The organism is Centipeda felix (assembly GCF_900186465.1).
In the GTDB taxonomy this organism is placed as follows: Bacteria; Bacillota; Negativicutes; order Selenomonadales; family Selenomonadaceae; genus Centipeda; species Centipeda felix.
Genome location: NZ_LT891958.1, coordinates 311,321 through 337,180, shown reverse-complemented (window position 1 = coordinate 337,180; position 25,860 = coordinate 311,321). Strand labels below are relative to the sequence as shown.

The following is a 25,860-nucleotide window of genomic DNA, read 5'->3' as shown; positions in this document are numbered from 1 at the left end:
TAGGGAGGGAAACAGTTTGGGTCAGAAAGTAAATCCCCATGGCATTCGCCTTGGCATCGTCAAGGACTGGGATGCCCGCTGGTATGCAGACAAGGATTTCGCGCAGAATCTGCATGAGGACATCAAGATTCGCGATTACCTCAAGAAGAGCCTCCAGACCGCAGGTGTTCCCCGCGTGGAGACGGAGCGCAGCAAGAACCGCCTGAAGCTCACGATCCATACGGCAAAGCCGGGCATGGTCATCGGACGCGGCGGCTCGGGCATCGAGCAGATCAAGGAGGGGCTCAAGGGCCTCACCGAGAAGCGCGTTGACATCAATATCGCAGAGATCAAGCAGCCGGACCTCGATGCGACGCTCGTCGCCGAGAACATCGCAGCACAGCTTGAGCGCCGTATCGCGTTCCGCCGTGCGATGAAGCAGGCGGTCGGACGCACGATGCGTCTCGGCGCGAAGGGAATCAAGATCGCCGTCAGCGGCCGTCTCGGCGGCGCGGAGATCGCCCGCCGCGAGTCCTATCGCGAGGGCAGCATTCCCCTGCATACGCTGCGTGCAGACATCGACTACGGAACGGCTGAGGCACACACGACCTACGGCCGCATCGGCATCAAGGTCTGGATCTTCAAGGGCGAGGTTCTCCCCGACAAGAAGCAGACACCGAAAAACAATAAGGAAAGGAGCGAGGCGTAATGTTACTTCCAAAGCGTGTCAAGTACCGCAAGCAGTTCCGCGGACGCATGAAGGGTAAGGCACAGCGCGGCAACACGGTCAGCCATGGCCAGTACGGTCTCGTCGCTCTGGAACCTGCATGGATCACGAACCGCCAGATCGAGGCTGCGCGTATCGCGATGACGCGTTACATCAAGCGCGGTGGTAAGGTCTGGATCAAGATTTTTCCGGACAAGCCCGTTACGGCGAAGCCGGCAGAGACCCGCATGGGCTCCGGCAAAGGCTCGCCTGAGTACTGGGTTGCTGTCGTAAAGCCCGGCCGCGTCCTCTTTGAGATGGACGGCGTGTCGCGTGAGGTAGCAGCAGAGGCCATGCGCCTCGCTGGGCATAAGCTCCCGATCAAGACGAAGTTCGTCGTACGTGAAGAAGTAGAGGGCGGTGAAGTGAATGAAGGTTGATGAGATTCGCGGCCTGAGTGCCGATGAGCTCACGGAAAAACTCGCGTCGCTCAAGGAAGAGCTCTTTGGCCTCCGTTTCCAGCACGCCACCGGACAGCTCGACAACCCGATGCGTATCAAGGACGTAAAGAAGACGATTGCCCGCATCAAGACCATTCAGCGCGAGCAGGCAAACGCCTAAGTCTCAGTTAGGTAAACTGGTGAAAGAGTCCTACCGAATTCGCATGGATTTTTCGTCCTGTCAAGAAAACAAGCCGAACGCAGAGTGGTGCTCTGTGGAGGCTGCTCCCGCAGAGAGGGCGGAAAAGATGAAGAAGTCGGTATGATATGCATGGGAAGGAGGCTCACAGAGATGAGCGATAGAAATGTACGCAAGGTACGAGTCGGCAAGGTCGTGTCCGACAAGATGGACAAGACGGTTGTCGTCGCTGTCGAGGAGCTCGAGCAGCATAAGATGTATAAGAAGCCGGTCAAGAAGACGGTGAAGTTCCACGCGCATGACGAGAAGAACGATGCACACATCGGTGATCGCGTGTCGATCATGGAGACGCGTCCGCTCTCGAAGACGAAGCGCTGGCGCGTGGTCGAGATCCTCGAGCGCGCGAAGTAAGGAGGAAACAGATCAATGATACAGCAGGAAACAATCCTGAATGTCGGCGATAACACAGGAGCGAAGGAAATCCTCTGCATTCGCGTACTGGGCGGCTCATACCGTAAGTATGCCAACATCGGCGATGTTATCGTCGCCTCCGTCAAGGCGGCAGCGCCGGGCGGCACGGTGAAGAAGGGCGATGTCGTCAAGGCGGTCGTCGTCCGCAGCGTCAAGGGGATCCGCCGTCCCGACGGTTCCTACATCCGCTTCGACGAGAATGCGGCCGTCATCATCAAGGACGACCACACGCCGCGCGGAACGCGTATCTTTGGACCGGTCGCACGTGAGCTGCGCGAGAAGGATTTCATGAAGATCGTCTCGCTTGCGCCTGAAGTTCTTTAAGGAGGAGGTGTTATTTTGTCGCTGGCAAAACTGAACGTCAAGAAGGGCGATACGGTCGTCGTTCTTTCCGGTAAGGATAAGGGCAAGCAGGGCAAGGTCCTCGTCGCTCAGCCGAAGAAGGGCAAGGTCATCGTGGAGGGCGTCAACAAGGTAAAGCGCCACACGAAGCCGAGCCAGAGCGCACCGCAGGGCGGTATCATCACGAAGGAAGCACCGCTCTTTGCGAGCAAGGTGCAGCTCGTCTGCCCCGCATGCGGCAAGGCGACGCGCGTCGCACACCGCATCATCGGCGAGCGCAAGGTACGCGCCTGCAAGAAGTGCGGCGAGCCCATCGAGCAGTAATTTTCGAGGAAAGGAGGAATACGCAAAGTGGATAGACTCAAAGAGAAGTATCAGAAGGAAGTTGCTCCCGCGCTGACGGAGAAGTTCGGCTATAAGAACGTCATGCAGCTCCCGAAGGTGGAGAAGATCATCATCAACATGGGCGTCGGCGAAGCCGTCGGCAACCCGAAGGCACTCGATGCCGCTGTGACGGATCTCACCGCGATTGCCGGCCAGAAGCCCCAGCTCACGCGCGCGAAGAAGTCGCTCGCTGCATGGAAGCTCCGTGAGGGCATGCCGATCGGCTGCAAGGTCACGCTGCGCGGCACGCGCATGTATCAGTTCCTCGATAAATTCATGAACGTCGCACTTCCGCGCGTCCGCGATTTCCGCGGCGTCAGTGAGAAGGCATTCGACGGGCGCGGCAACTATGCCGTGGGTCTGCGCGAGCAGCTCATTTTCCCCGAGATTGACTACGACAAGATCGACAAGATCCGCGGCATGAACATTGTCATCGTCACGAGCGCGCATACGGACGAAGAGGCCAAAGAGCTCCTGCGTCTCATGGGTATGCCGTTCCGCGCATGACGGGCAAGGAGGAACAACTGTGGCAAAGAAGTCAATGATCGAGAAGTGGAGCAAAGAGCCGAAGTTCTCGACGCGTAAGTACAACCGCTGCAAGATCTGCGGACGTCCGCATGGCTACATCCGCAAGTTTGATATGTGCCGTATCTGCTTCCGTGAGCAGAGTTACAAGGGCGCCATCCCTGGTGTAACCAAGGCAAGTTGGTAATACGTATATAAGGAGGATATCGATTCATGGCAATGACTGATCCTATTGCAGATATGCTGACCCGCATCCGCAACGCGAACTCGGTCTACCACGAGAGCGTCGCGATCCCGGGCTCAAAGGTCAAGACGGCAATCGCCGAGGTCTTGAAAAAGGAAGGCTTCATCGAGAATTACACCTTCCAGGAGGACGGCAAGCAGGGCGTCCTCACCGTCACGCTGAAGTATGGAGCAAAGCGTGAGCATGTCATTTCCGGCCTGAAGCGCGTCTCCAAGCCCGGACTTCGTCAGTACGCCAAGCACGATGCGCTCCCGCGCGTCTACGGCGGTCTCGGCATCTCCGTGATTTCCACGTCTAAGGGGATCATGAGCGACAAGGATGCCCGCAAGGCAGGTCTCGGCGGCGAAGTTCTCGCATTCGTATGGTAACGCACAGGCAGGAGGTGTAACAATGTCACGAATTGGAAGAGCACCGATTCACATTCCGTCCGGTGTTACCGTCACGGTCGGTGCGGAGAATCTCGTGAAGGTCAAGGGCCCGAAGGGCGAGCTTTCGCGGGTGATCCATCCGGATATGAAAATAACCGTCGAGGACGGCGTCGTTACGGTCGCACGTCCGTCGGACGATAAAACGCACAGGTCGCTCCACGGCCTTTCCCGTGCGCTGATCCACAACATGGTGGTCGGCGTCTCGGAAGGCTTCACCAAGACCCTTGAGATTAGCGGTGTTGGCTATCGTGCGGCAAAACAGGGCAAGAACCTCAACCTCTCGCTTGGCTTCTCGCACCCCGTTGTCGTTGAGCCGCCCGAGGGCATCACGTTCGAGTGCCCCTCGGCGACGGTCATTACGGTCTCCGGCATCAGCAAGGAAGCCGTCGGTCAGGTCGCTGCTGAGATCCGCGCGCATCGCGAGCCGGAGCCGTATAAGGGCAAGGGCATCAAGTACGCCGGAGAGCATATCCGCCGCAAGGAAGGCAAAGCCGGCGCGAAGGGCAAGAAATAAGAAGGAGAGGAGTGACACACTGTGCTTATCAAGCAGGATAAGAATCAGGCGCGCCAGAAGCGCCATCTGCGCGTGCGCAATCACATTGCAGGAACGGCGGCACGTCCGCGTCTCAATGTATTCCGCAGCCTAAAGAACATCTACGCACAGATCATCGACGATGAAAAGGGCGTGACGCTCGTCTCCGCGAGCTCAAAGGACAAGGGCTTCTCGCAGTACGGCGGCAACGTCGAGGCCGCAAAGGCCATCGGCGCAGCTGTTGCTAAGAAGGCTCTTGAAAAGGGCATCACCGAGGTCGTCTTTGACCGCGGCGGCTACATCTACCATGGCCGCGTCGCTGCTCTCGCAGAGGCGGCACGCGAAGCCGGACTGAAATTCTAAAGGAGGGAAAGCATGGCTAGACATAACGAAAACGAGACGCCGGAGTTCGAGGAGCGTGTCGTATTCATCAACCGCGTATCGAAGGTTGTCAAGGGCGGCCGACGCTCCTCCTTCAGCGCACTTGTTGTCGTTGGCAACAAGAAGGGCAAGGTTGGCGTCGGACTCGGCAAGGCTGCCGAGGTACCCGAGGCGATCCGCAAGGGCATTGAGGATGCCAAGAAGAGCCTCATCGAGGTGCCGCTGCGCGAAGAGCGTACGGTTCCGCATGAGATCACGGGCATCTTCGGTGCCGGCCGCGTCCTCCTGAAGCCTGCCGCAAAAGGTACCGGCGTTATCGCCGGCGGCCCGGCGCGTGCCGTTCTGGAGCTCGCAGGCGTGCGCGACATCCTCACGAAGTCGCTTGGCTCGTCGAACCCGAACAACATGGTGCGTGCCACGATGGAAGGCCTCATGGGACTCAAGAGCCCCGCAGAGGTCGCAGCACTTCGCGGCAAGTCCGTTCATGAGATTTTTGGCTGATAAGGAGGAACGAACATGGCAAAAGTCAGAGTTACCCTGACGCGCAGCTTGATCGGTCGTCCTGAGACGCAGCGCAAAACGGTAAAATCACTCGGACTGCGCAAGCGCAACTCCGTGACCGAGCTTCCCGACACGCCTGCCGTGCGTGGACAGCTTCACAAAGTCTCCCACCTCATCACGGTGGAAGAGATCGCAGATTGAAGAGGGGAGGCAAGAATCTATGAAACTGCATGAATTACAGCCTGCGGAGGGATCGCGTGCCGTGCGTAAGCGCGTCGGCCGCGGTATCGGCTCCGGCATGGGCAAGACCTCCTGCCGCGGCATGAAGGGGCAGAAGTCCCGCTCAGGCGGCGGTGTCCGCACCGGTTTTGAGGGCGGCCAGATGCCTCTCTACCGTCGTCTGCCGAAGCGCGGCTTCAAGAACGTCTGGGCAAAGACGTTCGCCGAGGTCAACGTCGGCAGCCTGAACTGCTTCGAGGACGGCACGACGGTTGATCCCGTTGCGCTCATCGAGGCGGGCATCCTGAAGAACGTCCGTGACGGCGTCCGTATTCTCGGCGGCGGTGAACTGACGGTCAAGAACCTCACCGTGCGTGCACAGGGCTTTACCCAGAGTGCCGCGGAGAAAATCGCAGCAGCAGGCGGCAAAGTAGAGGTGGTCTAAGGTGCTCAGTGCCCTTGGCAACATCTTTCAGATTCCCGAGCTGCGGCAGAAGATCATCTTCACGCTCATCATGTTCGCCGTGTTCCGCATGGGAACGCACATCCCCGTGCCGGGCGTTGACCCCACGGCGATTGAGCAGCTCTTCTCGCAGGGAACGTTGTTCGGCCTCCTCGATCTCTTTTCGGGCGGTGCGTTCAGCAAATTTTCCGTCTTTGCAATGAGCATTACGCCCTACATTAACGCAGCCATCATCATCCAACTGCTCAACGTCGTTGTACCGACGCTCGAGCAGTGGTCGAAGGAAGGCGCGGAGGGGCATAAGAAAACGACGAAGGTCACGCGCTACCTGACGGTGGTGCTCGCGTTCTTCCAGGCGATCGGCATGTCGATCGGCCTCAAGACCGCGATTCTCAACCCGAACCCCGTGAACATCCTCATCATCGCCATCACACTGACGGCGGGGACGGTGTTCCTCATGTGGCTCGGAGAGCAGATCACAGCGAACGGTGTCGGCAACGGCATCTCGCTCATCATCTTCGCCGGTATCGTCGCAGCGCTGCCGAAGAACATCGGCACGATCCTCGCCTATGTCAAGGCAGGCACAATCAGCTACTTCAGCGTGTTTGCGTTCGGCGTGATTGCATTGGCGATGATCGTCTTCGTCATTCACATTGAGACCGGCTTCCGCCGCATCCCAATCACGTATGCGAAGCGTGTCGTCGGCGGCCGCACGGCGACGGGACATTCGAGCCATATTCCGTTCAAGGTCAATCAGGCGGGCGTTATCCCGATCATCTTTGCCTCGTCGGTGCTCATGTTCCCGATCACGGTGGCACAGTTCGTCGATATTCCGTGGGTCAAGACGGCGGCGTCCTATCTGGAGTGGGGAAAACCCCTCCAGACGACGCTCTATGTCCTCATGATCATCTTCTTCACCTACTTCTACACATCGGTGACGGTGAAGATCCAGGATATGGCGGACAACCTCAAAAAATACGGCGGCTTCGTCCCCGGGCTTCGTCCCGGTCAGGCGACGGCGGACTATCTCGACTATGTGCTGACGCGCATCACCCTCGCGGGTGCGTTCTTCCTCGCGTTCATCGCGGTTCTGCCGAACCTCATCGCAGAGGCGACGCACATCCAGGGCGTGTACTTCGGCGGCACGGCACTTCTCATCGTCGTGGGCGTTGCCCTCCAGACGATGAAGCAGATCGAGTCGATGGTGGTCATGCGCCACTACGAAGGCTTTATGAAATAACGTACGAAGGAGATCCCTATGCAGATCATTTTGATGGGTCCCCCGGGTGCCGGCAAGGGCACGCAGGCGGTAAACCTTGTAAAACGCTACAATGTTCTTCACATCTCCACGGGCGATATGTTTCGTGAAGCCGTGAAAGAGGGGACCCCCCTCGGCAAAGAGGCGAAGTCCTACATGGACGCAGGGAAGCTCGTTCCCGATTCCGTCACCATCGGCATCGTGCGTGAGCGGCTCAGTAAGCTGGACTGCAAGGAGAAGGGATTCATCCTCGATGGATTCCCGCGCACCGTCGAGCAGGCGGATGCCCTCGCAGAGATCCTGAAGGACAACGGGATGGCACTCACCGCCGTTCTCAACATCAGCGTCCCCGCCGCCGATCTCATCGAGCGCGCTGTCGGACGCCGCATCTGCAAGAGCTGCGGACATTCCTACCACGTGAAGTTCAACCCGACGAAGGTGGAGGGGGTCTGCGACGACTGCGGTGGTGAGACCTACCAGCGTGCCGACGACAGCGAGGAGACAATGAAGAGCCGTCTTTCCGTCTATGAGTCCTCGACGCGTCCGCTGATCGACTACTATAAGAAAGCGGGCGTCTACAAGGAGATCGACGGCCGACAGGACATCGCAAAGGTGGAGGCGGATCTTGCCGCCGTCCTTGAGGCGTAAAAGGAGCGAAAGGGAAGAATGTCAAAGCAGGATGTCATCGAGGTAGAGGGAAGAGTTGTTGAGAAGCTTCCCAATGCGATGTTCCAGGTCGAGCTTGAGAACGGACACGTCGTCCTCGCTCATGTTTCCGGAAAAATACGCATGAACTTCATCCGTATCCTTCCGGGCGACAAGGTGACCATCGAACTCACCCCGTACGATCTGACCCGTGGACGCATTACCTATCGCTTTAAGTAATACGAGGAAAGCACCGATTATAGGGCGTTCGGCTGATTAGCAGGAAAAACTGGTCAAAACGAAGTTTTTATGCTAGAATAGATAAGATCGACGTTTTCGGGTATGCGGCACAGCTCCGCTGCCCCGTGCGCGCAGGGAGACGGAAGGAGGCAAGCGCAGTGAAGGTAAGACCGTCTGTCAAGAAAATCTGTGAAAAATGCAAGATCATCAAGCGCAAAGGCCGCGTTATGGTCATTTGCGAGAACCCCAAGCATAAACAAAGACAAGGATAAAAAGGAGGTGCACTTATGGCACGTATTGCCGGTGTAGATTTGCCCCGTGACAAGAGAATTGAAATTGCGCTGACGTACATCTTCGGCATTGGTCTCACGACCTCGAAGAAGCTGCTCGCAGCTGCGGACGTGAACCCCGATACGCGTACGCGCGACCTCACGGAGGATGAAGTCGTCAGACTTCGTGATGCCATCGACAAGAACGCCGTGGTGGAGGGCGACCTTCGCCGCGAAATTCAGATGAACATCAAGCGTCTCGTTGATATCGGCTGCTACCGTGGCCGCCGCCACCGTCTCGGCCTGCCTGTCCGCGGACAGAACACGAAGAACAATGCGCGCACGCGCAAGGGCCCGAAGAAGGCCGTCGCAGGCAAGAAAAAGTAAAGGAGGCTCGTAGAGGTGGCTGTTAAGAAAACAACACGTTCCAAGAAAAAAGTTCGCAAGAACATAGAGTCGGGCGTTGCACACATCAGCTCGACGTTCAACAATACGATCGTCACGCTCACCGACAAGAGCGGCAATGCGCTCTCGTGGGCGAGTGCGGGCGGTCTCGGCTTCCGCGGCTCGCGCAAGAGCACGCCGTTCGCTGCACAGATGGCAGCAGAGACGGCGGCAAAGGCCGCAATGGAGCACGGACTCAAGTCCGTTGAGGTCTATGTCAAGGGACCGGGTGCCGGCCGTGAGGCTGCCATTCGCTCGCTGCAGGCAACGGGCCTTGAAGTCAACATGATTAAAGACGTGACGCCCATCCCGCACAATGGATGCCGTCCGCCGAAGCGTCGCCGCGTCTAACAGGAGGTGGATGAAACAACATGGCAATTGATAGAGTACCAGTCTTAAAGCGCTGCCGTGCCCTCGGACTCGAGCCGGCGACCCTCGGTCGTTCGCGCCAGTCGACGCGTCAGCTCCGCCGCACGAACCGCAAGGTCTCTGAGTACGGACTTCAGCTCAAGGAAAAGCAGAAGGCGAAGTTCATCTACGGCGTTCTCGAGCGTCAGTTCCGCGGCTACTATGAGAAGGCAAAGAAGATGTCCGGCGTCACCGGTGAAAACCTCCTCTGCCTCCTCGAGCGCCGCATGGACAACGTCGTGTTCCGCCTCGGCCTCGCTAACACGCGCCGTCAGGCACGTCAGCTTGTCCGCCACGGACACTTCACGGTGAACGGCAAGCGCGTCGACATCCCCTCCGCACTCGTCCATGAGGGCGATGTGATCGAGGTCGCCGAAAAGAGCCGCTCCGGCGCGTTCTTCAAGGAGCTTAAGGAGAGCAGCAATGCACTCTCCGCACCCGCATGGCTCACTGCCGATCAGGCAAACCTGACGGGCACGGTGACACGTTTCCCCCATCGTGAGGAGATTGACGTTCCGGTCAACGAACAGGCCATCGTCGAGCTTTACTCCAAATAATGAATGTGAATGTGTCTGCATTACGCGTTTATTATGGAGGAGGCACATAGATGACAGATATCGAGAAACCGAAAATCGAGATCGCAGAGATCAGCGAGGACGGACGTTACGGCCGCTTCATCTGCGAGCCGCTCGAGCCAGGCTACGGCACGACGTTCGGCAACAGTCTGCGGCGGATGCTGCTCTCGTCCTTGGACGGAGCGGCGGTCACCTCCATCCAAATCGACGGCGTTCTGCACGAGTTCTCCACCATTCCCGGTGTACGGGATGATGTGACGAGCATCGTGCTGGCACTCAAGCAGCTCTGCATCCGCATGCAGGACAGCGAGCCGCGCACGATCCGCATCGAGGCGGCCGGCGCGCGCGAAGTCACCGCCGCCGACATCGAGTGCGGCAGCGACATTGAGATCCTCAACCCCGAACTGCATATTGCAACGATGGGGGAGACGGGGAAACTCAAGATCGAGATGACCGTTGAGCGCGGCCGCGGCTACGTTCCGGCGGATCGGAACAAGAAACCGGATGACGTCATCGGCGTCATCCCCATCGACTCCATCTTCTCACCTGTGCAGCGTGTCAACTACACGGTAGAGGACACGCGTGTCGGCAACGTCACGGACTATGACCGTCTCATCCTCGAGGTATGGACGAATGGCTCCATCCGTCCTGAGGAAGCGGTGAGCAAGGCGGCGGCGATCCTCGTCATGCACCTGCGTCTGTTCCAGAACATGGACGGTAGCATGGTCGAGGAGGAGGAGGAAGTTCCGAACTTCCCGCCCGAGGAGGTCGACGACAGCGCGAAGGTGCTCGAGATGACCATCGATGATCTGGATCTTTCCGTTCGTTCCTTCAACTGCCTCAAGCGCGCCGGCATCAATACGGTTGCCGATCTCGCGCAGAAGACCGAGGACGATATGATGAAGGTGCGCAACCTGGGACGCAAATCTCTGGATGAAGTGAAGAAAAAACTTGAGGAGCTTGGACTCTCCTTGAGACAGGACAACGAATAACGATAGGAGTGGGAAACACATGAGAAAGCTCGGACGCAATTCCGCGGCCCGCAAGGCTCTCTTCAGGAGCATCCTCACATCCTTCTTCAAGCATGGACGTATTGAGACGACCGAGGCAAAGGCAAAGGAGCTGCGCTCCCTCGCCGACGGCCTCATCACGCTCGCAAAGCGCGGCGATCTCAGTGCGCGTCGTCAGGCTCTTGCGGCTCTGGCGGAAGAGGATGTCGTGCGCAAGCTCTTCGGCGAAATCGCAGAGAAGTACACGGACAAGAAGAGCGGTTACACCCGCATCTTGAAGCTCGGTCCCCGTCGCGGCGATGCCGCTCCGATGGCCATCATCGAGCTCGTCTAATTTAAGGAAGCACTGATAAATTCGGCACAACCATCTTGACGCATCTTTTTCGCCCGCTTATCGTTAGCAAATCCTCCACATAGCCCTCGCTATGCGTCCGGTTTGCTGCCTCAATCGGACAAAAAATCTACGCCAATCTGGCAGACCTCATTTTATCAGCGATTCCATAATAAAAAAGACCGCCTGCGGGCGGTCTTTTTGTATGCTCTGGGAGTTAACGGCAAATTGCAAGTTTAATTGTCGCAAGGTCTCGTTAAACTTTTAGCGAGTTATATCATCACAGCATACATATCATTTGCTGACTTATATCCGAAAATCTTGCGCGGATAGTTGTTAACCCAATCTTCGATCCGCTGCAGTTCCTTCGGCTTCAATTTGCTGAAGTCCGTTCCCTTGGGAAGAAACCTGCGCAGCATCCGATTTCCGTTTTCGTTGCTTCCACGCTCCCAGCTGCTGTATGGATGCGCGTAATACACCTCGCCGCATTTGGCGGCATGCTTCATTCCTTCGCCATCCAAAAACTCTGACCCGTTGTCTGCCGTGATACTCTTGAATACGTGCGTAAAGTCTCCTTTGACGCGCCGCTGCAACCGACGAAGTGCTTGCAGCACCTCTTTTTGGCTCTTGTTCTTTATCAGAACATAGAGTGATTTCCTCGTCTGCCGTTCGACCAATGTTAAAATTACCGGCTTTGTCCCTTTGCGACCGACGACCAAGTCAATCTCCCAATGTCCGAACTCCTCTCTCCGATTCACCGGCTCAGGGCGCTCGTCGATACTTTTCCCGTCCCGGTTATTCCACGCAACGCCGTGCCTGCTGTTTTCTGTCTGTTTGTCTCGATTCTTTTTGTAGAGGAGGTCGTCGTTTGTGAGTTCGAGAAACAGCTGCTGATCGATATAGTTATACAGGGTCTTGACACAAATGCGGACATCATAGCTCCAGCCGCGTTGACAGAGCTCACCGATAACTGCCGCAGGAGACCATTTTTCTGTTTTGATCTTATGTTCAATGTGTCGAGCAAGCGCGTGGTCTTTATCGATTTTCAGCCCCCGCCCTTTACGAGCAGCGTTTTCCTCGTGTCGTCTTTGTGCTACATCGGCAAGATACACCCACTGCACCTGCAGGTCTCCGCAGGTCTTGATATTCTTTGTCGCAGGTTTGAGCTGTGCTGTCATTCCAAGACGCCGCTCCCGCTCAATCGTACGCTTGGAGCAGCCAATGTACGCGGCGATTTCCTGCGGCTTCAACCCGGCCTGGAAATAGGCTTCGATTTTGTACCGATCCCGCTCCGTCAGCTGTTTCCATTTCCCTGTTTTTGTAGTACAATGATTCTGTTCCATTTTGCAGTCTCACTTTCAGTTTCTTTTTGTGTTGTGACTAAAAGTTTAACTGAACCGTTTGCAAAATGGAACTTTTTGCGTCAATTTATTTTACAACTTACGGCTCTGGGAGTTAACGATAAATTTATTTGAAAAAAAATTGGGAAGCTGGTAAAATAATAGGACCTACCTACAGTTTTGTGTGCGCAGACTGCCATGCAGTCCGCTGCACTGACGTATCTCCATGGAGCGGATGAGGAGGAAATGGACTTGAAGACAAAGGGAACTCTGGCAGGGCGTATTGCGTGTGCTCTCGCACTCAGTGCGGCGATTGGACTATTTGCTGCGCCCGTGTCGGCGGAGACGGTAAAGCTCAGCCTTGCGGATAGCGTGCAGATGGCGCTCGCGAACAACCGCACGATCAAGCAGTCGCTCGCGGATGTGGACGCTGCGCATGAGCAGCTGCATGTGGCAAACCGCAGTGCGGGTCCTCGGCTTACATGGGACTGGACGGCGGGGCGTGTCGGCGGGAAGGCGAAGGAGCTCAACCCCACTCCCTACAAGGATACATACGAAAATAAGGCGACTCTTTCGATGGCACTTTTTGATCCGACGATCAATGCCCAGCGCAAGGAGGCACGCTACGGGCTGAACGCGGCGGATCTTACGCTGGAGCAGACGAAGCAGACCATTCGCCTGACGGCAACGACGGATTATTTTAACATTCTGCAGGCGCGCAATATGGTACAGGTGCGCGAGGAGACGGTCGCGACGCTCGTGAAGCATCTCGACGATGTGAATGCGCAGTTTCGCGCGGGTACGGTGGCCCGCGCAGATGTGCTTGCCTCCGAGGTGGAACTCGCGAATGCACAGCAGGCACTGACATCGGCGAAGAACGACTATGCGGTCGCCGTCGCGACGCTGAACAACGTGATCGGCCTGCCGACGGATACGACGCTGGAGACGAGCGACGAGATGCGCTATACGGTGTATGATCTCGCTTTGTCGGACTGCACGGACTACGGCCTCGTCTACCGTGCGGATGCGGCGGCGGCACACTATACGGTCAAGCAGGCAGAGGCGGCGGTTGAGCAGGCGTCGGCGGCGAACCTTCCGACGCTGAATGCAGCTGCGACGCGCTCGATTGCGGGCGAGCACGCCTTTAAGAACAGCATGCGGGACAAGGATATGTGGACCCTCGGTCTGAGTGCGGCGTGGAGCATCTTTGACAACGAGGCGACGACGGCGCAGATCCGCGAGGCGAAAGCAAAGCTGCGCAAAGCCGAGGAAGCTCTGGCGGCGACGAATGAGCGTATCCGCCTCGATGTGCATACGGCGTACCTCAATCTGCGCGCCGCCGAACAGAATATCGACACGACAGAAAAGGCGGTCAAGCAGGCGGAGGAGGACTACAACATCGCCCGCGTGCGCTACAATGCGGGCGTCGGGACGAACCTTGAAGTCATGCGCGCCTCGGACAATCTGACGACGGCGCGCACGAATTACGCGACGGCACTCTACAACTACAATACGAGCAAGGCGGCGCTTGACAATGCCATGGGCGTGCCTGTCGATCTCGATGCAATGCAGTATCGTCGTGTGATCGATCATGGCAAGCGCGCCCGTGCCGCCCGTGAGGCAGCCGTGCTCCATGAGGATGCCGTGCTCGAGACCCCGAAGGGGGCGCAGGTACGTCCCGCGGAGCCGGCACCGACGGCGGAGGAGGCAGCTGCCTCCATCGAGCGCGTCCGTGCGGCCAATGCGGCCTACGAGATGACGATGGCAAAATGAGACAGCGGACATCTGCGGATGTCCGTTTAGGGGAGTTCTATGAGACAGAGGACATGGGTCTGCGCGATTGCGCTGGCGGCAGTGCTCCTCTGCGCGGCGGTCGCTGTCCATATCGTGCGGGCAGAGGCCTTTATGGCAGAGGTCGGACGGGCGGCGGGGCGCATCGCGTCGCAGCAGCTTGGGACGGATGTGCAGATCGGCGCGGTGGAGATACGTTCTCTGCATGAACTCGCCATTGATGATATTGTGATTTACGATAAGCAGACGGAGGAAGTCCTCCGCGCCGACAGGGCGCGGGTGACGCTTCGTCTGCTTTCTCTGCTTTCATCCCCTGCGACCTCGGTAGATGAGATCCTGCTGACGGGGGTGCATGCGCATCCCGTGCAGCGGGAGGACGGCTCGTGGAACTATGCCGATCTCGTCTCGGACGATGCGGAGCCGAGTGCCTTTGTCGGGCGCATCCGCATCGCAGACGGTACGGCGGACGCCGTTGTGGCAGGGCGCAGCTATGAACTGACCGATCTGAGCGGCGCGGTGGACGTCGACCGCGGTGCATTCTCCTACGATGCCTCGGCACAGTTCATGGGCATTCCGCTGCGCGTACGCGGGGAGAAGACGAGCGATGTGCAGAATGTGCAGCTCGCGGCAGATGATGCAGATCTGACGCCGCTCCTCTCCCTCCTGCCCGAGGGGACACTGCCCGAGCACGTGCAGATCCGTGCCCTGCACGCTGACCGCGTGCGCGCGGGGCTGCGTCTCGTGGACGGGGCGCGCACGATGGAGGGGCGGATCGAGGGCGTTCGGGCGGATGCCGATCTCTACGGCACGCAGACGACGCTGACGAGTGCGGCACTGCGCTTTGACGAGCGTGCTCTCTTCGTGGCGGCAACGGCGACGGCGGCGGAGCAGACGGCGCGTGTCGACGGCACGGTGCGCCTCGATACGGATGCGCCCTATCTCGATCTGCGCGTGCGTGCGGAGCACCTTGCCCCCGCGGCGGTCTACGAGGAGAGCCCCTATACGGGAACTGTCTCTGCCGATGTCCGCGTGACGGGGACGATGGATGCTCCGACGGTCGATGGGCACGTGTCGGCAGAGGGCGGGACGGTCAGCGATATCGATGTCACCCGCGCCGATGCCGATGTCGCATACGCGGACGGAATACTCTCGTTCCAAAATCTTGCAGCGGAGGCGTTCGGCGGGAATATCGCGGGTGAGGGCACGCTTTCGGCGGCAGATCTCTCCTATGCGGCACATCTGAAAATCGAGGGCCTTCCCCTTGACCGCCTGCGGACGGACGCACAGCTGCCGCTCCCTGCGGATCTCAGCGGCATACTCTCTGCCGATCTCGGCATCGAGGGACAGGGGGCGGAGCGCACGGGGCTTGCCGTTTACGGCAGCGCAGAGGTGCTGAATGGGATGTACCGCGCCGTGCCGATTGAGCGCGCGAATGCATCCTTTTCCCTGCGCGGTCAGGATTTGACGATTGATTTTCTCAGCCTAAACCTTCCCCATGGAACGGATCTTGGCGTCGAGGGGACGATCCGCGGCGGGGCGGCGCTCGATCTCCGCTTTTACGGCGGACATGTCGATCTCTCCCTGCTAAACCGCCTCGATGATCGGCTGAGCTTTGCAGGACTCGCGGACATCAGCGGCGAGGTGCACGGCGATATCGCGGATCCACACGTGGAGATGAAGGTGTCGGCGACGCGCGGACAGTTGATGTATCAGCCCTTTGACAGCCTGATCTTCCGCGCGGAGGGCTCGCTCTCGGGCATCGGCATCCATGATTTTTCGATGGAGCGGAATGGGCGCGAGGTCTGGCTCGTCAATGGCACGATCGGGTTTACGGGGGAACGGCGCATCAATGTGCAGATCGATACGATGGGGGCGCGCATGGAGGATGTCGCGGCACTCGTCGCACCCGACCAGCCGATCACGGGCAACATCGACAACATCATTAAATTCACGGGGACGCTCGACAATCCCCACGCCGTCGGCTACGTGCATTTCTATCGCGGCAGCTACGCGGGTGCATTGCTCTCGGGCATGGACGGCGACTACTTCCTCGATGACGGCGTCATTCGCCTGCAGGTCTTTCACATCTACTCCCCAATGGTGGACATGGTGCTGAACGGCACAATCAGTACGCAGGGAGTGCTCAATCTCGACGCTGAGGTGCGCGATCTGAACTTCAAACGGTTTGCGCATAAATTCCCCTATCCTGTCGCAGGGCACGGTGTGTTCCACGGACAGGTCGGCGGGACGATTTCGTATCCCATCTTCCGCGGCGATCTGAAGGCGGACGAGGTGACGATGAACGGCGTGACGCTGACGAAGGTACACAGCCTCGTCTACTACGAGAACGGCATCGTCACGCTCGATCGCACGGGCTTCCATCAAGGGGAGAAAGGGAAGGTGTCGGCGCGCCTGCACTACGACACGCACTCGGATGTGCTGCGCGGCACCATGGATGTGGTGAATTTCGATGTCGGGGCACTCCTCGCGCTGGGCAATCAGAAGGAGGATCGCGTCGGCGGGTCAATCACGAGCCATATCTGGGTCGGCGGGACGCGGGATAATCCGTCCCTCGGCGTAACGGGGGAGATCGCCGCAGGTACGGTCGCAGGCTATCCTGTCACTGATGCGTCGCTGGATGTCTCCCTCTCCAACCATGTGCTGACGATTGACCGTCTCACGGGAAAGCAGGGGGACGGCTCGTTCTCCGCATCGGGGACGGTGGATTTTAACGGCATGATGGATGTCAATGCCACGGCGAACGATATTGCCCTCGGGATCTTTACGGGGCTGGCGGGTATTGATGAACCCGTGTCGGGCACGGCGTCTGTCACGGCGCACGTCGGCGGGACGGCGCAAAGTCCCGTCGCCGATGTGTCGCTCTCGGCGAAAAACGGGGGCGTGCGCGGCGGGACGTTCGATGCGCTGGCAGGCGAGATTCAGGTGCGCGGGAGCGTTGTCCGCGTCAATCAGCTGACGGTGCATAAGTACATTGGCGGCGTGGACTATACGGTAAGTGTGCATGGGACGCTCCCCCTGCACGCGCTCACGGCGGATGCGGATGAGATGCTCAGTGCCGCCGAACAGATCGATCTCACGCTGTCCCTCGACCACGCCGATCTCTCCCTGCTCCCCGTGTTCTCACGGGAGATCGAGTGGGCACTCGGCCGTACCGAGGGTGAGCTGACCATCCGCGGCTCGCTTGCCGCACCGCGCATCAACGGCTCACTGCGTATCAGGGACGGTGCGGTGAAGCTCAAGGCGATTGAGACACCGATTACGGAGATCGAGGTGCAGGTCGATGCGCTCGGCGATTCGATCGCCATACGCGAGTGCACGGGGCGCATGGGCACGGGCAGCTATCTCCTGACGGGGCATACGGGGCTGAGTGGGCTAAGACCTGCGAACTATGAGTTCATGCTCGTGATGAACGCGCTCTCAGTCAAGACGTCGTTCTACGACGGCCCCCTGACGGGCGCGCTGAAGCTGACGGAGGATACCTACTGGGGCGAGACGCTGCCGAAGGTATCGGGCACGGTCGATATCGACCGCGCGCTCATCTCGATCCCAACGATTCCCGATACGGACAGTGAACTTCCGCACATCATTCTTGATGTGGGGGTATCTGTCGGGCGGCATGTGCATTTCTTCAGCCCGAATCTCTACGACATGCATCCGTCGGGGCAGATTCACTTCGGCGGAACAACGCGTCACCCGAAGACGACGGGCATGATCGGCGTGCGACGCGGCGACACGGTCAGCTACCTGCGGACGGTGTTCAAGATCCACGAGGGGACGGCGACGTTCAACCAGATGGAGTCGTTCCTGCCCACGATTGACTTCTATGCCGAGACGCGTCTGACCAATATGCGCATCTATCTGAGCGCGCGCGGCCCGCTCGACCACATGGATTTTCGCCTCGGGTCGTCGCCCGAGATGTCGGAGGAGGAGATCCTCCGCATGCTGACTCTGCGCGGTGCGTCTCAGAACGGGGAGGGGAAATTCAGTGCGGCGGATGCGCTCGCGATCGGGCTGCAGATGAGCGTGCTCTCCGAGGTGGAAAACTCGATGAAGAATATGCTGCATCTCGATGTGTTTCGTCTGTCGAGCGGCAGCGGCAGCCTGTTTGAATCGAAGGAGGATGTCCCCGACGCAGAGCGGCGGAATGAGTACAATCTCGAAATCGGCAAGTACATCGGCGACCGCGTGTTCGTGCGCTATGTGCAGGGGCTCGGTGCGGCGGCGAACAAGAGCCGCTATGGCATCCAGTACGATCTGAGCGATGCGTTCGGCATCTCGTACGACCGCGAGGGCTCGGAGCAGATCATCGGCATGGAGGCGCGGATTCGGTTCTGACCATGTCCCTATCTTTCCCGTCAGTAGGGAGAGGAAGCTGGTGCGTCGTTATCCCATGCCTCCCCCGTCGGTACGGGGGGAGGGGGACCGCGAAGCGGTGGAAGGGGCGCCTGCTGCGCGTTCTATCGATTATTTTGTGTATTTTTTAGCAAAGGAGGTGTGCCCATGTTTTCCGCCTATATGAAAAAACTCTCCGCCGTGCAAAAACTCGCGCCGGAGGAGGAGCGTGCGCTCTGGCGTGCGTATAAGGAGAACGGCGACATGGCGGCACGCCGCCGCATCATCGAGGCCTATCAGCCGCTGGTCTTTCGCGAGGTATATCCGTACCGTGCCCTGCCGGCCGCGATGGATGCGGTGCAGGAGGGGACGATCGGACTGATCGAGGCGGTGGAACGCTATGACCCGGACTATGGGGCGGCGTTCAGTCTCTATGCCGTGCATCGCGTGCGCGGGCGCGTCCGTGACTTTTTGCGGCGTGAAGGGAATGTCGATCTGCCCTGCCTTGAGGCGGAGACGGAGAGCCATGAGACGGCGAAGGAACTCCTGATGGATGAGCAGCCGTCCGTGGCGGAGCTTGCCGAACACCACGCGCTCGTCGGTGTCGTGGGCAACGCGATGGAGCGTCTCCCTGTGCGCGAACGCCTCGTGCTCGAGGGCGTGACCATCGGCGGCGCAGGTGCGGGCGCGATGACCATCGGCGGCGCAGGTGCGGGCGCGATGGCGGATGCGCTCGGCGTGACGCCGGCGCACGTCTATCGCCTGCAGAAGAACGGCATTCGTCGGATTCGCGGGATGCTCTCGCGCTTCATGCAGCATTGGTGATTCGCAATTTATTTTATACTTATTGAATCCTATCGCTTCTGTGTAGTATAATCGTTGGGAGGGAGAGCACGATGGAGAGCGAACGCGAGGAGCGCAAGCGGTCCATACGGGCGGCACGCGACTGGCTTGCGGGGGCAGAGGATGCTCTCGCGGGGGCAGACGATGTGTCGGGCGATCTAAAGCTCATGCTTGCCCGCGCCGAGCTTGCGTGTACGACATCGACGCGCCGTGCGCGCCTGCGCCGTCGGGCGCGTGTCCTCCTGCCGGCACTTGCTCTCGTTGCCCTCGCGCTGTGGGGGCTGTGGCGCATACAGGTGCAAGAACCTGCTGCCGTGCCTGCCGCAGAAATCGAGGAGCGGGCAGAAATACCGGCAGTACAGTCCCCTGTGGAGGAAGCTCCTGCGCCCACTCCGCAGACCACGGTTGCCGCTGCGCCACTTCCGCCGCATGTGACGGAAGGGGCGGAGACTCCTGCTGTGGTGGCGCACGAAACGCCTGCCGCAGTACCCGCTGTCCACGAGAGTGCAGCACCGCCCGCTGCGCATGCGCATGCACCTGCGTCGCGCCTGCCGAGCGCGGATATGCAGCATTTGATGCAGATCGGCGGCAAAATTTTGAGAGAGTAGTTCGTGCATCCATGATGCACGGTGAATGAAGCGAATATCGGAAGCACTGATAAATTCAGCCGCGCCATCTTGACGCATCTTTTTTGCCCGCACTTCGGCGGAAAATCCTCCACAGAGCACCACTCTGCGTCCGGTTTTCCACCTCGTTCGGACGAAAAATCTACGCCAATCTGACGGACTTCATTTTATCAGCGATTCCTATCGCTTGCGTATGGTCTAGGAGGTTTCGCCTTTGAACAGCAAAAAGTACCGCAGACTTGCCCTTGCCGTCACACTTGGTATCGGTGTATCCGCATCCGCTCTGCCGCAGGGTCATGCCGCAGATGCGATGGATCATGAGAGTGCGGCGACCGCTGCGGAGATGGCGGGGACGAAGGCCCCCGTCCTGAGCAATACGCCGAAGGCCGCGCCGGAAGAAGCTCCGGTGCAGCAGGGTCCTGCCCTGACGGACAAGACGCCGCCGGCATCGACAGAGGCACGTGCGTCTGCGTGGGCAAGCACGCGTCCCAGTGAGGATGCTGTGGCACAGGGACTTGCGGCAGAGGTGGGCAAGACAGTCGTCGAGATCAAATTTGTGGGAGACTCTGAGGCGACGGAGAAGGCAGCGCGTGAGGCGATTGCCATGCACGTCGGAGATGCTCTGGCGGAGGATGTGCTCGTCAAGGATCGCGACGCGATCTACGCGACGGGGTATTTTTACGATCTCTACCCTGTCTTTGAAGAGGTGCCCGAGGGCGTTGTACTGACCTATCACGTGCTGGAAAATCCGGTGCTGAAGGAAGTGCACATCGAGGGCAACACGGTCGAAAAGACGAAGGATCTCATGGATCTCGTGACCGTGCAGAAGGGGCAGCTGCTCAACGGGCGTACCCTGCAGGAGAATGTGCAGGCGATTCAGGAGAAGTACCGCGCGGACGGCTACATCCTCGCCAAGATCACAGATCTCAACATCGCGCAGGACGGGACGCTCACGATCCGCATCAGCGAGGGGACGCTGGAGGGCTATAAGGTCAAGGGCAACAAGAAGACCAAGGAGCGCGTCATCCTCCGCGAAATGCGCCAGAAGCCCGGCGAACCGTTCAACGCCAATCAGGCACGCCGCAGTATGCAGCGTGTCTACAACCTCGGTTTCTTCGAGGATGTCAACGTCAAGATGAATCCGGGCGTGGAGCCGAATGCGGTCGTCATGGAGATCGATGTCAAGGAGAAGCGCACGGGCTCGTTCGGCATCGGTGCGGGCTACTCGAGCTCCGACGGCATGGTCGGCATGGTGAGCATCAGCGACACGAATTTCCGCGGGATGGGCGACACCATCAGTCTTAGCTATGAGATGAGCGGTGACGATACGGATGCGCGCGGCTATACGTTTATGTATCGCCGCCCGTGGCTCGATAAGAAGGAAACGTCGGGGACGGTGCGTCTCTACAACCGCACCTACGAATACGACGACTACAACTCCAATGGCGACCATGTGGAGTCGTTCATGCGCAAATACTCGGGCGGCGAGCTCACCCTGAGCCGTCCGATGAGCGAGTACTCGACGAATTTCATCACGCTGAAGAACCGCAAGGATAAGTATGTCCGTCACACGGAGAACGGACTGGCAGGCGACCGCAGCCTCAACGCACCGTGGATCGGCAAGAATTTCGGCACGACGCGCAGCATTACGCTCGAGCACGTGACGGATACGCGCGACAATGTGTACGAGCCGACGACGGGTGCGCGCGCGTCGCTCTCGGCGGAGTTTGCGGGCTTTGGCGGAGACTTCAATTTCCAGAAATACACGATCAGCGATGCCCAGTACTTCAAGGTCGGACACGCACAGGTGCTCGTGGCGCGCGGGCAGTACGGGGTCGGCAACGGGTCGATCTCCGAGTACAATCAGTTCCGTCTCGGCGGACAGGATACGATCCGCGGCTACCGCGAGGATCAGTTCCGTGGCAACCGCATGGCGCTGCTCTCGCTTGAGTACCGCTTCCCAATCGTCTCCAAGGTGACGGGCGCGCTCTTCACGGACTACGGCGGGGCGTGGGATAGTGGCTTTGCGCCGGAGAATCTGCACGGCAGCGTCGGCGTCGGGCTCGGTCTCAACACGCCGATTGGTCCGCTGCGTCTGGACTACGGCCGTGGGTCGCAGGGCGGACGCGTCCACTTCCGCGTCGGCGGCACATTCTGATGCGGCAGGGCATCTCCCTGCTGTGCACTGTGCGTCTGTCGCTCGTGCTGCTTGGCATTCTTGCTGCATGCGCAATCGTTTCTCCTGTTTATGCCGCAGAGACCTCCCGAGTGGAGGAAACTGCGGCTATTGTCGTAGGAGATCAGCCGATCCCGCCCATTGTGCGTGCGCGCATGGAGCGCACGGTCGCTGCGATTGCGGCAGAGCGCATGGAGGGCCGGCGCACGGCGGACATCGCGGCCGGGGAGGAAGCGGAAATCATCGGGGCGGTGTTTGACCGTCTGCTCGTCGGCTACGCGGTGACACGCGTGACGGTGACGCCGGCGGTGCGGACGACGGTGGAGATTCACCTTGCTCCGTGGGCGGATACGATTCGGAGCGTTGCCGTTGTGTCCGAGGTGGAGGGCATGCCGCCCGCGATTGAGGCACTCGTGCGCACGGATCTCGCGGGGGCGGAGCGGGTGTTTTCCGATGCACTCGTCGGCCTGCCCGTCGCGGCAACGGACTGGGCATCGGGGGCACTGAAGCGTCAGCTTGCCGCCTATATGGAGGAGCATCTGCCCGAGTTCCGCGCGGACTACGATGTCGATGTGGCGCCGACGGCAACGGTGCGGCTGACGGTCTATCCGCGCCTGCCGGTCGTGCGGACGGTCGATCTCTCGATGCGCTCGGATACCGTTCCCAATGCCGCACTGCTTTCCCAGCGTACGGCAATGGAGACGGAGGTGAACCGCCTCGTCGGCGTGCCCGTCCCGTTCGTCGCGCGTCACCGTGCGGCGCTTGAGGAACGTCTCGGCACGCAGCTTGACGCCATGCCTGCCCTACGCAGTCTGCATCTCACGTCGCACGTGACAATCACGCCGGGCGAGCGGATGGCGGTCATGAGCCGCAGCGATACGACGCGCTACCGCCTGCGACTCACGGGTTGGCTCGATGTCGGGCGCAGTGCCAAGGACACCCATGGGGAGCGCCGCGATCTCCGTGCGCGGCTGCACGCAGGGCGGATGCTCAGTCCGCGCGATGAACTCTATGCGGAGATGGATGCCGCTCCCGAGGATGTGCGCTTTTCGTGGCGTGTCGGCTATGCCCGCACGCTGCTGTCGCGCCTCACGGGGGAACTGCGCTGGGATGTGACGGACGGCCGGTTCTCGGTGGCGGGCAGCTACGCTTTTCACCCGCGCTGGCTGCTCCGCTATGAGCATTGGATCGATGAGGGTACGGGCGAGTGGGAGCTGCGCTACAAGCTGCACGACTTCCTCAGCATCGCAGGGCTCATCGATCGGGACGATCGGTGGCTGCGTTTGATCGGGAATTTTTAGAAATTATCATAAGGGGACGTGGGAGACATCGTGAAACGCATTTCAATCGTCGTTCCGGTCTACAATGAGGAGGAGAACATCGCGCATTTTGCGGCGGCGGTGGAGGAGGTGATGGGGCGTCTGCCCTATGACTATGAGCTGCTCTTCATCGACGACGGTTCCTCCGACCGCAGCCGTGAGATCCTGCGCATGCTGGGTGAGCGAGATGGTCGCATCGGCTCGATTTTTCTCGCACGCAACTATGGGCATCAGCTTGCTCTGACCTGCGGCATCGATCATGCGGACGGCGATGCAGTCATCACGATGGACGGGGATATGCAGCATCCGCCCGAGCTCCTGCCGCAGCTCCTCGAAAAGTGGGAGGAGGGCTTTGACATCGTGCAGACCGTGCGCCTGACGACGGAGGGGGTCTCCGTCTTTAAGCGCATGACCTCTACCTACTACTACCGTCTCCTGAACCTGCTGACGGATGTGGAGATTCAGGAGGGTGGATCGGATTTCCGCCTGATGGACCGCAAGGCTGTGCTCGCACTGCGCCGCTACCGCGAGCACGCGCGCTTTATCCGCGGCATCGTCTGCTCGCTCGGCTTTCGGCGGACGACGGTGGACTTCGTCGCGCAGGCGCGCTATGCGGGCAGCTCGAAGTTCTCGCTGCGGCGCATGATTTCGTTCGCCCTCGACGGCATCCTTGCCTACTCGGTGCAGCCGCTGCGCGCGGGGCTCTATGTGGGGCTGATGTCCGCGCTGCTGGCCGTGGTGCTCTTCCTCCACGTCCTCTTTGAGACGCTGCGCGGAGAGACTGTGCCGGGCTGGTCGACCATCGTCGTATGCAGCCTGTTCTTCGGCGGAATGCAGATGATGATGCTCGGCGTGTGCGGGGAGTATATCGCACGGATTTTGCAGGAGGTCAAGGATCGCCCGCTCTACTTGATTGCGTGTGACAACAGGCCACAGGCGGCGGAAAAGGAGGCGCACGATGGATGATCGGATGCGGCTGGGGGCGGTGCTGCTCTTTTTCACCGCCCTTTTTTTCTGGGGAAATGCAGCACTCCCCGTGACGGCACCCGTCGAGGTGAACTACGCGCAGACGGCAAAGGAGATGCTCGCGGCGGGGAATTATCTCTCGCCGCAGATCTACGGAAATTACTGGTACGATAAACCCATCTTCTTCTACTGGGAACTGATCGCTGCGTTCTCCGTCTTCGGTGTGACGGACTTTGCCGCACGATTTTTCGCTGCGCTCTTTGCATCGGCGGGACTGCTCCTCACCTACGCGCTCGCGCGGCGGCTCTATGATGCACGGACGGCGTTCTGGTCGGTGGTCATTCTTGGCTCGTGCGTGCTCTATGGATTCCTTGCCAAACTCATCTTGACCGATCTGACACTCTTCGTGTTCTTCGGCGGGACGCTCGGCGCGTTCTACCTCGGCTATCGGGACGGGCGACGCGGCTATTTCTATCTCGCCTATGCATGTGCGGGGCTCGGCGTGTTGACAAAGGGGCCTGTCGGCTTTCTCCTGCCGGGGCTCGTGATCCTCGTCTACCTCGCCGTGCGTCGCGATCTGCGCGCGCTCGGACGCATTGCTCTGCCGACGGGGCTGCTCGTGCTCGCGACGGTTTGTGCGCCGTGGTACATCTATATGTATTTGGCGCATGGGGCAGACTTTGTGAACACCTTCCTCGGGATTCACAATGTCCTGCGTGCAACGGTCTCAGAGCACGCGCAGTGGAATGTGTGGTACTTCTATCTCGGTATCTACTTCCTCGGGATGTTCCCGTGGAGTTTTGCCCTGCCGCTCGCGCTTCTGCGGGCGTGGCGCACACGTCCCGTTCTCGATGCGGGGACGCAGTTTCTCCTCGTCTGGGCGATCGTCGTGTCCGTGTTTTTTCAGCTCATGGCGACGAAGTACCCAACCTACAGTTTTCCCGCCTTCCTGCCGACGGCGATCCTGACGGCACATCTCCTTCGCGAGAATACGCGCGTGCTGCGTGCGGGGGCGCTCCTCGGCGGCGTGCTCTATCTCGCCGTCGTGTTCGGCGCTGTGCACTATGCGCCGCGCGACGGGCATTTCAGCGGCAAGGCGGCGGCGGAACTCCTCATGCAGACGATGCAGGAGGAGGATCTCCTCGTCTCCTGCGGCGACTATACGGCGACGGTTCCCTACTACACGGGACATCCGATGTACGCGCTCGCGACGCGTGAGGAGATCGCCGCGCGTGCGCCGAAGGCGATGAGCTGGAACAGCAAGAATGTCATGCCGTTCCTCCCCCTCGACGAACTGCCGCAGGACCGGACGGTGTACCTCGTCGTGGAGCGGCACGCCTTCGCCACGTTCGATGAGACGATGGCAGACGGACGATGGGAGCTGCTCGGCACGATGCCGACGGAGGGTCGTGAGAAACTGCGCGTCTATCGGCGCGTACCGTAATCCTCTCT

The 25,860-nt window shown here is 59.6% G+C and carries 32 protein-coding genes; 31 read left to right on the top strand and 1 reads right to left on the bottom strand.

Annotation, left to right across the window (positions count from 1 at the left end):
• The first annotated feature begins 16 nt into the window (after positions 1-16).
• From rpsC to rplQ, 23 genes are all read left to right on the top strand, one after another.
• Complete coding sequence (rpsC, locus tag C1713_RS06090; protein WP_102493336.1) at positions 17-688, top strand: 30S ribosomal protein S3; 672 nt, start codon at positions 17-19, stop codon at positions 686-688.
• Positions 688-1,125, top strand: a complete 438-nt coding sequence (gene rplP, locus C1713_RS06085) for a 50S ribosomal protein L16 (protein WP_009753878.1) — start codon at positions 688-690, stop codon at positions 1,123-1,125. The genes rpsC and rplP overlap by 1 nt, the downstream gene beginning before the upstream one ends.
• On the top strand, positions 1,115-1,306 hold the full coding sequence (gene rpmC / locus C1713_RS06080) for a 50S ribosomal protein L29 (protein WP_006307553.1): 192 nt from the start codon (positions 1,115-1,117) through the stop codon (positions 1,304-1,306). The genes rplP and rpmC overlap by 11 nt, the downstream gene beginning before the upstream one ends.
• Before the next feature lie 171 nt (positions 1,307-1,477).
• Positions 1,478-1,735: a 30S ribosomal protein S17 gene (gene rpsQ / locus C1713_RS06075; protein ID WP_102493335.1), complete on the top strand. Its 258-nt coding sequence runs from the start codon at positions 1,478-1,480 to the stop codon at positions 1,733-1,735.
• A 15-nt stretch (positions 1,736-1,750) separates the two neighbouring features.
• Complete coding sequence (gene rplN / locus C1713_RS06070) at positions 1,751-2,119, top strand: 50S ribosomal protein L14 (protein WP_009753880.1); 369 nt, start codon at positions 1,751-1,753, stop codon at positions 2,117-2,119.
• 15 nt (positions 2,120-2,134) lie between these two features.
• Complete coding sequence (gene rplX, locus C1713_RS06065; RefSeq protein ID WP_009753881.1) at positions 2,135-2,461, top strand: 50S ribosomal protein L24; 327 nt, start codon at positions 2,135-2,137, stop codon at positions 2,459-2,461.
• Positions 2,462-2,488: 27 nt separating this feature from the next.
• Positions 2,489-3,028: a 50S ribosomal protein L5 gene (rplE, locus tag C1713_RS06060; protein ID WP_006691167.1), complete on the top strand. Its 540-nt coding sequence runs from the start codon at positions 2,489-2,491 to the stop codon at positions 3,026-3,028.
• A 19-nt stretch (positions 3,029-3,047) separates the two neighbouring features.
• Positions 3,048-3,233: a type Z 30S ribosomal protein S14 gene (locus C1713_RS06055; protein WP_009753882.1), complete on the top strand. Its 186-nt coding sequence runs from the start codon at positions 3,048-3,050 to the stop codon at positions 3,231-3,233.
• Between the two features lie 26 nt (positions 3,234-3,259).
• Positions 3,260-3,658, top strand: coding sequence for a 30S ribosomal protein S8 (gene rpsH, locus C1713_RS06050; protein ID WP_009753883.1), 399 nt, complete (start codon positions 3,260-3,262; stop codon positions 3,656-3,658).
• A gap of 22 nt (positions 3,659-3,680) precedes the next feature.
• Positions 3,681-4,232, top strand: coding sequence for a 50S ribosomal protein L6 (rplF, locus tag C1713_RS06045; RefSeq protein ID WP_009753884.1), 552 nt, complete (start codon positions 3,681-3,683; stop codon positions 4,230-4,232).
• A gap of 21 nt (positions 4,233-4,253) precedes the next feature.
• A complete protein-coding gene (rplR, locus tag C1713_RS06040; RefSeq protein WP_009753885.1) occupies positions 4,254-4,613 on the top strand; it encodes a 50S ribosomal protein L18 in 360 nt (119 codons plus the stop codon).
• A 12-nt stretch (positions 4,614-4,625) separates the two neighbouring features.
• Positions 4,626-5,132 (top strand): 30S ribosomal protein S5, encoded by a 507-nt coding sequence (rpsE, locus tag C1713_RS06035; protein ID WP_009753886.1) that lies wholly within the window; start codon positions 4,626-4,628, stop codon positions 5,130-5,132.
• 15 nt (positions 5,133-5,147) lie between these two features.
• Complete coding sequence (gene rpmD, locus C1713_RS06030; protein ID WP_006692907.1) at positions 5,148-5,333, top strand: 50S ribosomal protein L30; 186 nt, start codon at positions 5,148-5,150, stop codon at positions 5,331-5,333.
• A gap of 19 nt (positions 5,334-5,352) precedes the next feature.
• Complete coding sequence (gene rplO, locus C1713_RS06025; protein WP_102493334.1) at positions 5,353-5,796, top strand: 50S ribosomal protein L15; 444 nt, start codon at positions 5,353-5,355, stop codon at positions 5,794-5,796.
• Position 5,797: 1 nt separating this feature from the next.
• Positions 5,798-7,054: a preprotein translocase subunit SecY gene (secY, locus tag C1713_RS06020; protein ID WP_009753888.1), complete on the top strand. Its 1,257-nt coding sequence runs from the start codon at positions 5,798-5,800 to the stop codon at positions 7,052-7,054.
• An 18-nt stretch (positions 7,055-7,072) separates the two neighbouring features.
• Positions 7,073-7,720: an adenylate kinase gene (locus C1713_RS06015; RefSeq protein WP_009753889.1), complete on the top strand. Its 648-nt coding sequence runs from the start codon at positions 7,073-7,075 to the stop codon at positions 7,718-7,720.
• Between the two features lie 18 nt (positions 7,721-7,738).
• On the top strand, positions 7,739-7,957 hold the full coding sequence (gene infA / locus C1713_RS06010) for a translation initiation factor IF-1 (protein ID WP_006307539.1): 219 nt from the start codon (positions 7,739-7,741) through the stop codon (positions 7,955-7,957).
• 158 nt (positions 7,958-8,115) lie between these two features.
• Positions 8,116-8,229: a 50S ribosomal protein L36 gene (gene rpmJ, locus C1713_RS06005; RefSeq protein WP_006307538.1), complete on the top strand. Its 114-nt coding sequence runs from the start codon at positions 8,116-8,118 to the stop codon at positions 8,227-8,229.
• Positions 8,230-8,244: 15 nt separating this feature from the next.
• A complete protein-coding gene (rpsM, locus tag C1713_RS06000; RefSeq protein WP_050341598.1) occupies positions 8,245-8,613 on the top strand; it encodes a 30S ribosomal protein S13 in 369 nt (122 codons plus the stop codon).
• A 15-nt stretch (positions 8,614-8,628) separates the two neighbouring features.
• Complete coding sequence (gene rpsK / locus C1713_RS05995) at positions 8,629-9,021, top strand: 30S ribosomal protein S11 (RefSeq protein ID WP_006307536.1); 393 nt, start codon at positions 8,629-8,631, stop codon at positions 9,019-9,021.
• A 20-nt stretch (positions 9,022-9,041) separates the two neighbouring features.
• Positions 9,042-9,635, top strand: a complete 594-nt coding sequence (gene rpsD / locus C1713_RS05990) for a 30S ribosomal protein S4 (protein ID WP_009753891.1) — start codon at positions 9,042-9,044, stop codon at positions 9,633-9,635.
• A gap of 50 nt (positions 9,636-9,685) precedes the next feature.
• Complete coding sequence (locus tag C1713_RS05985; RefSeq protein WP_102493333.1) at positions 9,686-10,645, top strand: DNA-directed RNA polymerase subunit alpha; 960 nt, start codon at positions 9,686-9,688, stop codon at positions 10,643-10,645.
• Between the two features lie 19 nt (positions 10,646-10,664).
• Positions 10,665-10,997 carry a 50S ribosomal protein L17 gene (gene rplQ, locus C1713_RS05980; RefSeq protein WP_009753893.1) on the top strand — a complete coding sequence of 111 codons (333 nt, stop codon included), beginning with the start codon at positions 10,665-10,667 and terminating at the stop codon, positions 10,995-10,997.
• A gap of 269 nt (positions 10,998-11,266) precedes the next feature.
• Here the strand turns inward: rplQ and C1713_RS05965 are convergent, their stop codons facing one another.
• A complete protein-coding gene (locus C1713_RS05965; protein WP_102493332.1) occupies positions 11,267-12,337 on the bottom strand; it encodes an IS30 family transposase in 1,071 nt (356 codons plus the stop codon).
• A gap of 243 nt (positions 12,338-12,580) precedes the next feature.
• Here C1713_RS05965 and C1713_RS05960 point away from each other — a divergent pair, with 243 nt between their 5' ends.
• The 8 genes from C1713_RS05960 (at position 12,581) to C1713_RS05925 (ending at position 25,852) form a co-directional block, all read left to right on the top strand.
• A complete protein-coding gene (locus tag C1713_RS05960) occupies positions 12,581-14,107 on the top strand; it encodes a TolC family protein (RefSeq protein WP_102493504.1) in 1,527 nt (508 codons plus the stop codon).
• A gap of 39 nt (positions 14,108-14,146) precedes the next feature.
• Positions 14,147-18,481 (top strand): translocation/assembly module TamB domain-containing protein, encoded by a 4,335-nt coding sequence (locus C1713_RS05955; RefSeq protein WP_102493331.1) that lies wholly within the window; start codon positions 14,147-14,149, stop codon positions 18,479-18,481.
• A gap of 165 nt (positions 18,482-18,646) precedes the next feature.
• Positions 18,647-19,303, top strand: a complete 657-nt coding sequence (locus C1713_RS05950; protein WP_102493330.1) for a sigma-70 family RNA polymerase sigma factor — start codon at positions 18,647-18,649, stop codon at positions 19,301-19,303.
• Between the two features lie 71 nt (positions 19,304-19,374).
• Positions 19,375-19,929, top strand: a complete 555-nt coding sequence (locus tag C1713_RS05945; RefSeq protein ID WP_102493329.1) for a preprotein translocase subunit SecG — start codon at positions 19,375-19,377, stop codon at positions 19,927-19,929.
• Between the two features lie 232 nt (positions 19,930-20,161).
• Complete coding sequence (locus C1713_RS05940) at positions 20,162-22,105, top strand: BamA/OMP85 family outer membrane protein (RefSeq protein ID WP_102493328.1); 1,944 nt, start codon at positions 20,162-20,164, stop codon at positions 22,103-22,105.
• Positions 22,105-23,424, top strand: coding sequence for an acylphosphatase (locus tag C1713_RS05935; protein WP_102493327.1), 1,320 nt, complete (start codon positions 22,105-22,107; stop codon positions 23,422-23,424). The genes C1713_RS05940 and C1713_RS05935 overlap by 1 nt, the downstream gene beginning before the upstream one ends.
• 30 nt (positions 23,425-23,454) lie before the next feature.
• Positions 23,455-24,408: a glycosyltransferase family 2 protein gene (locus C1713_RS05930; RefSeq protein WP_102493326.1), complete on the top strand. Its 954-nt coding sequence runs from the start codon at positions 23,455-23,457 to the stop codon at positions 24,406-24,408.
• Positions 24,401-25,852 carry an ArnT family glycosyltransferase gene (locus C1713_RS05925; RefSeq protein ID WP_102493325.1) on the top strand — a complete coding sequence of 484 codons (1,452 nt, stop codon included), beginning with the start codon at positions 24,401-24,403 and terminating at the stop codon, positions 25,850-25,852. Before C1713_RS05930 ends, C1713_RS05925 begins: the two co-directional genes overlap by 8 nt.
• Positions 25,853-25,860 lie beyond the last annotated feature (8 nt).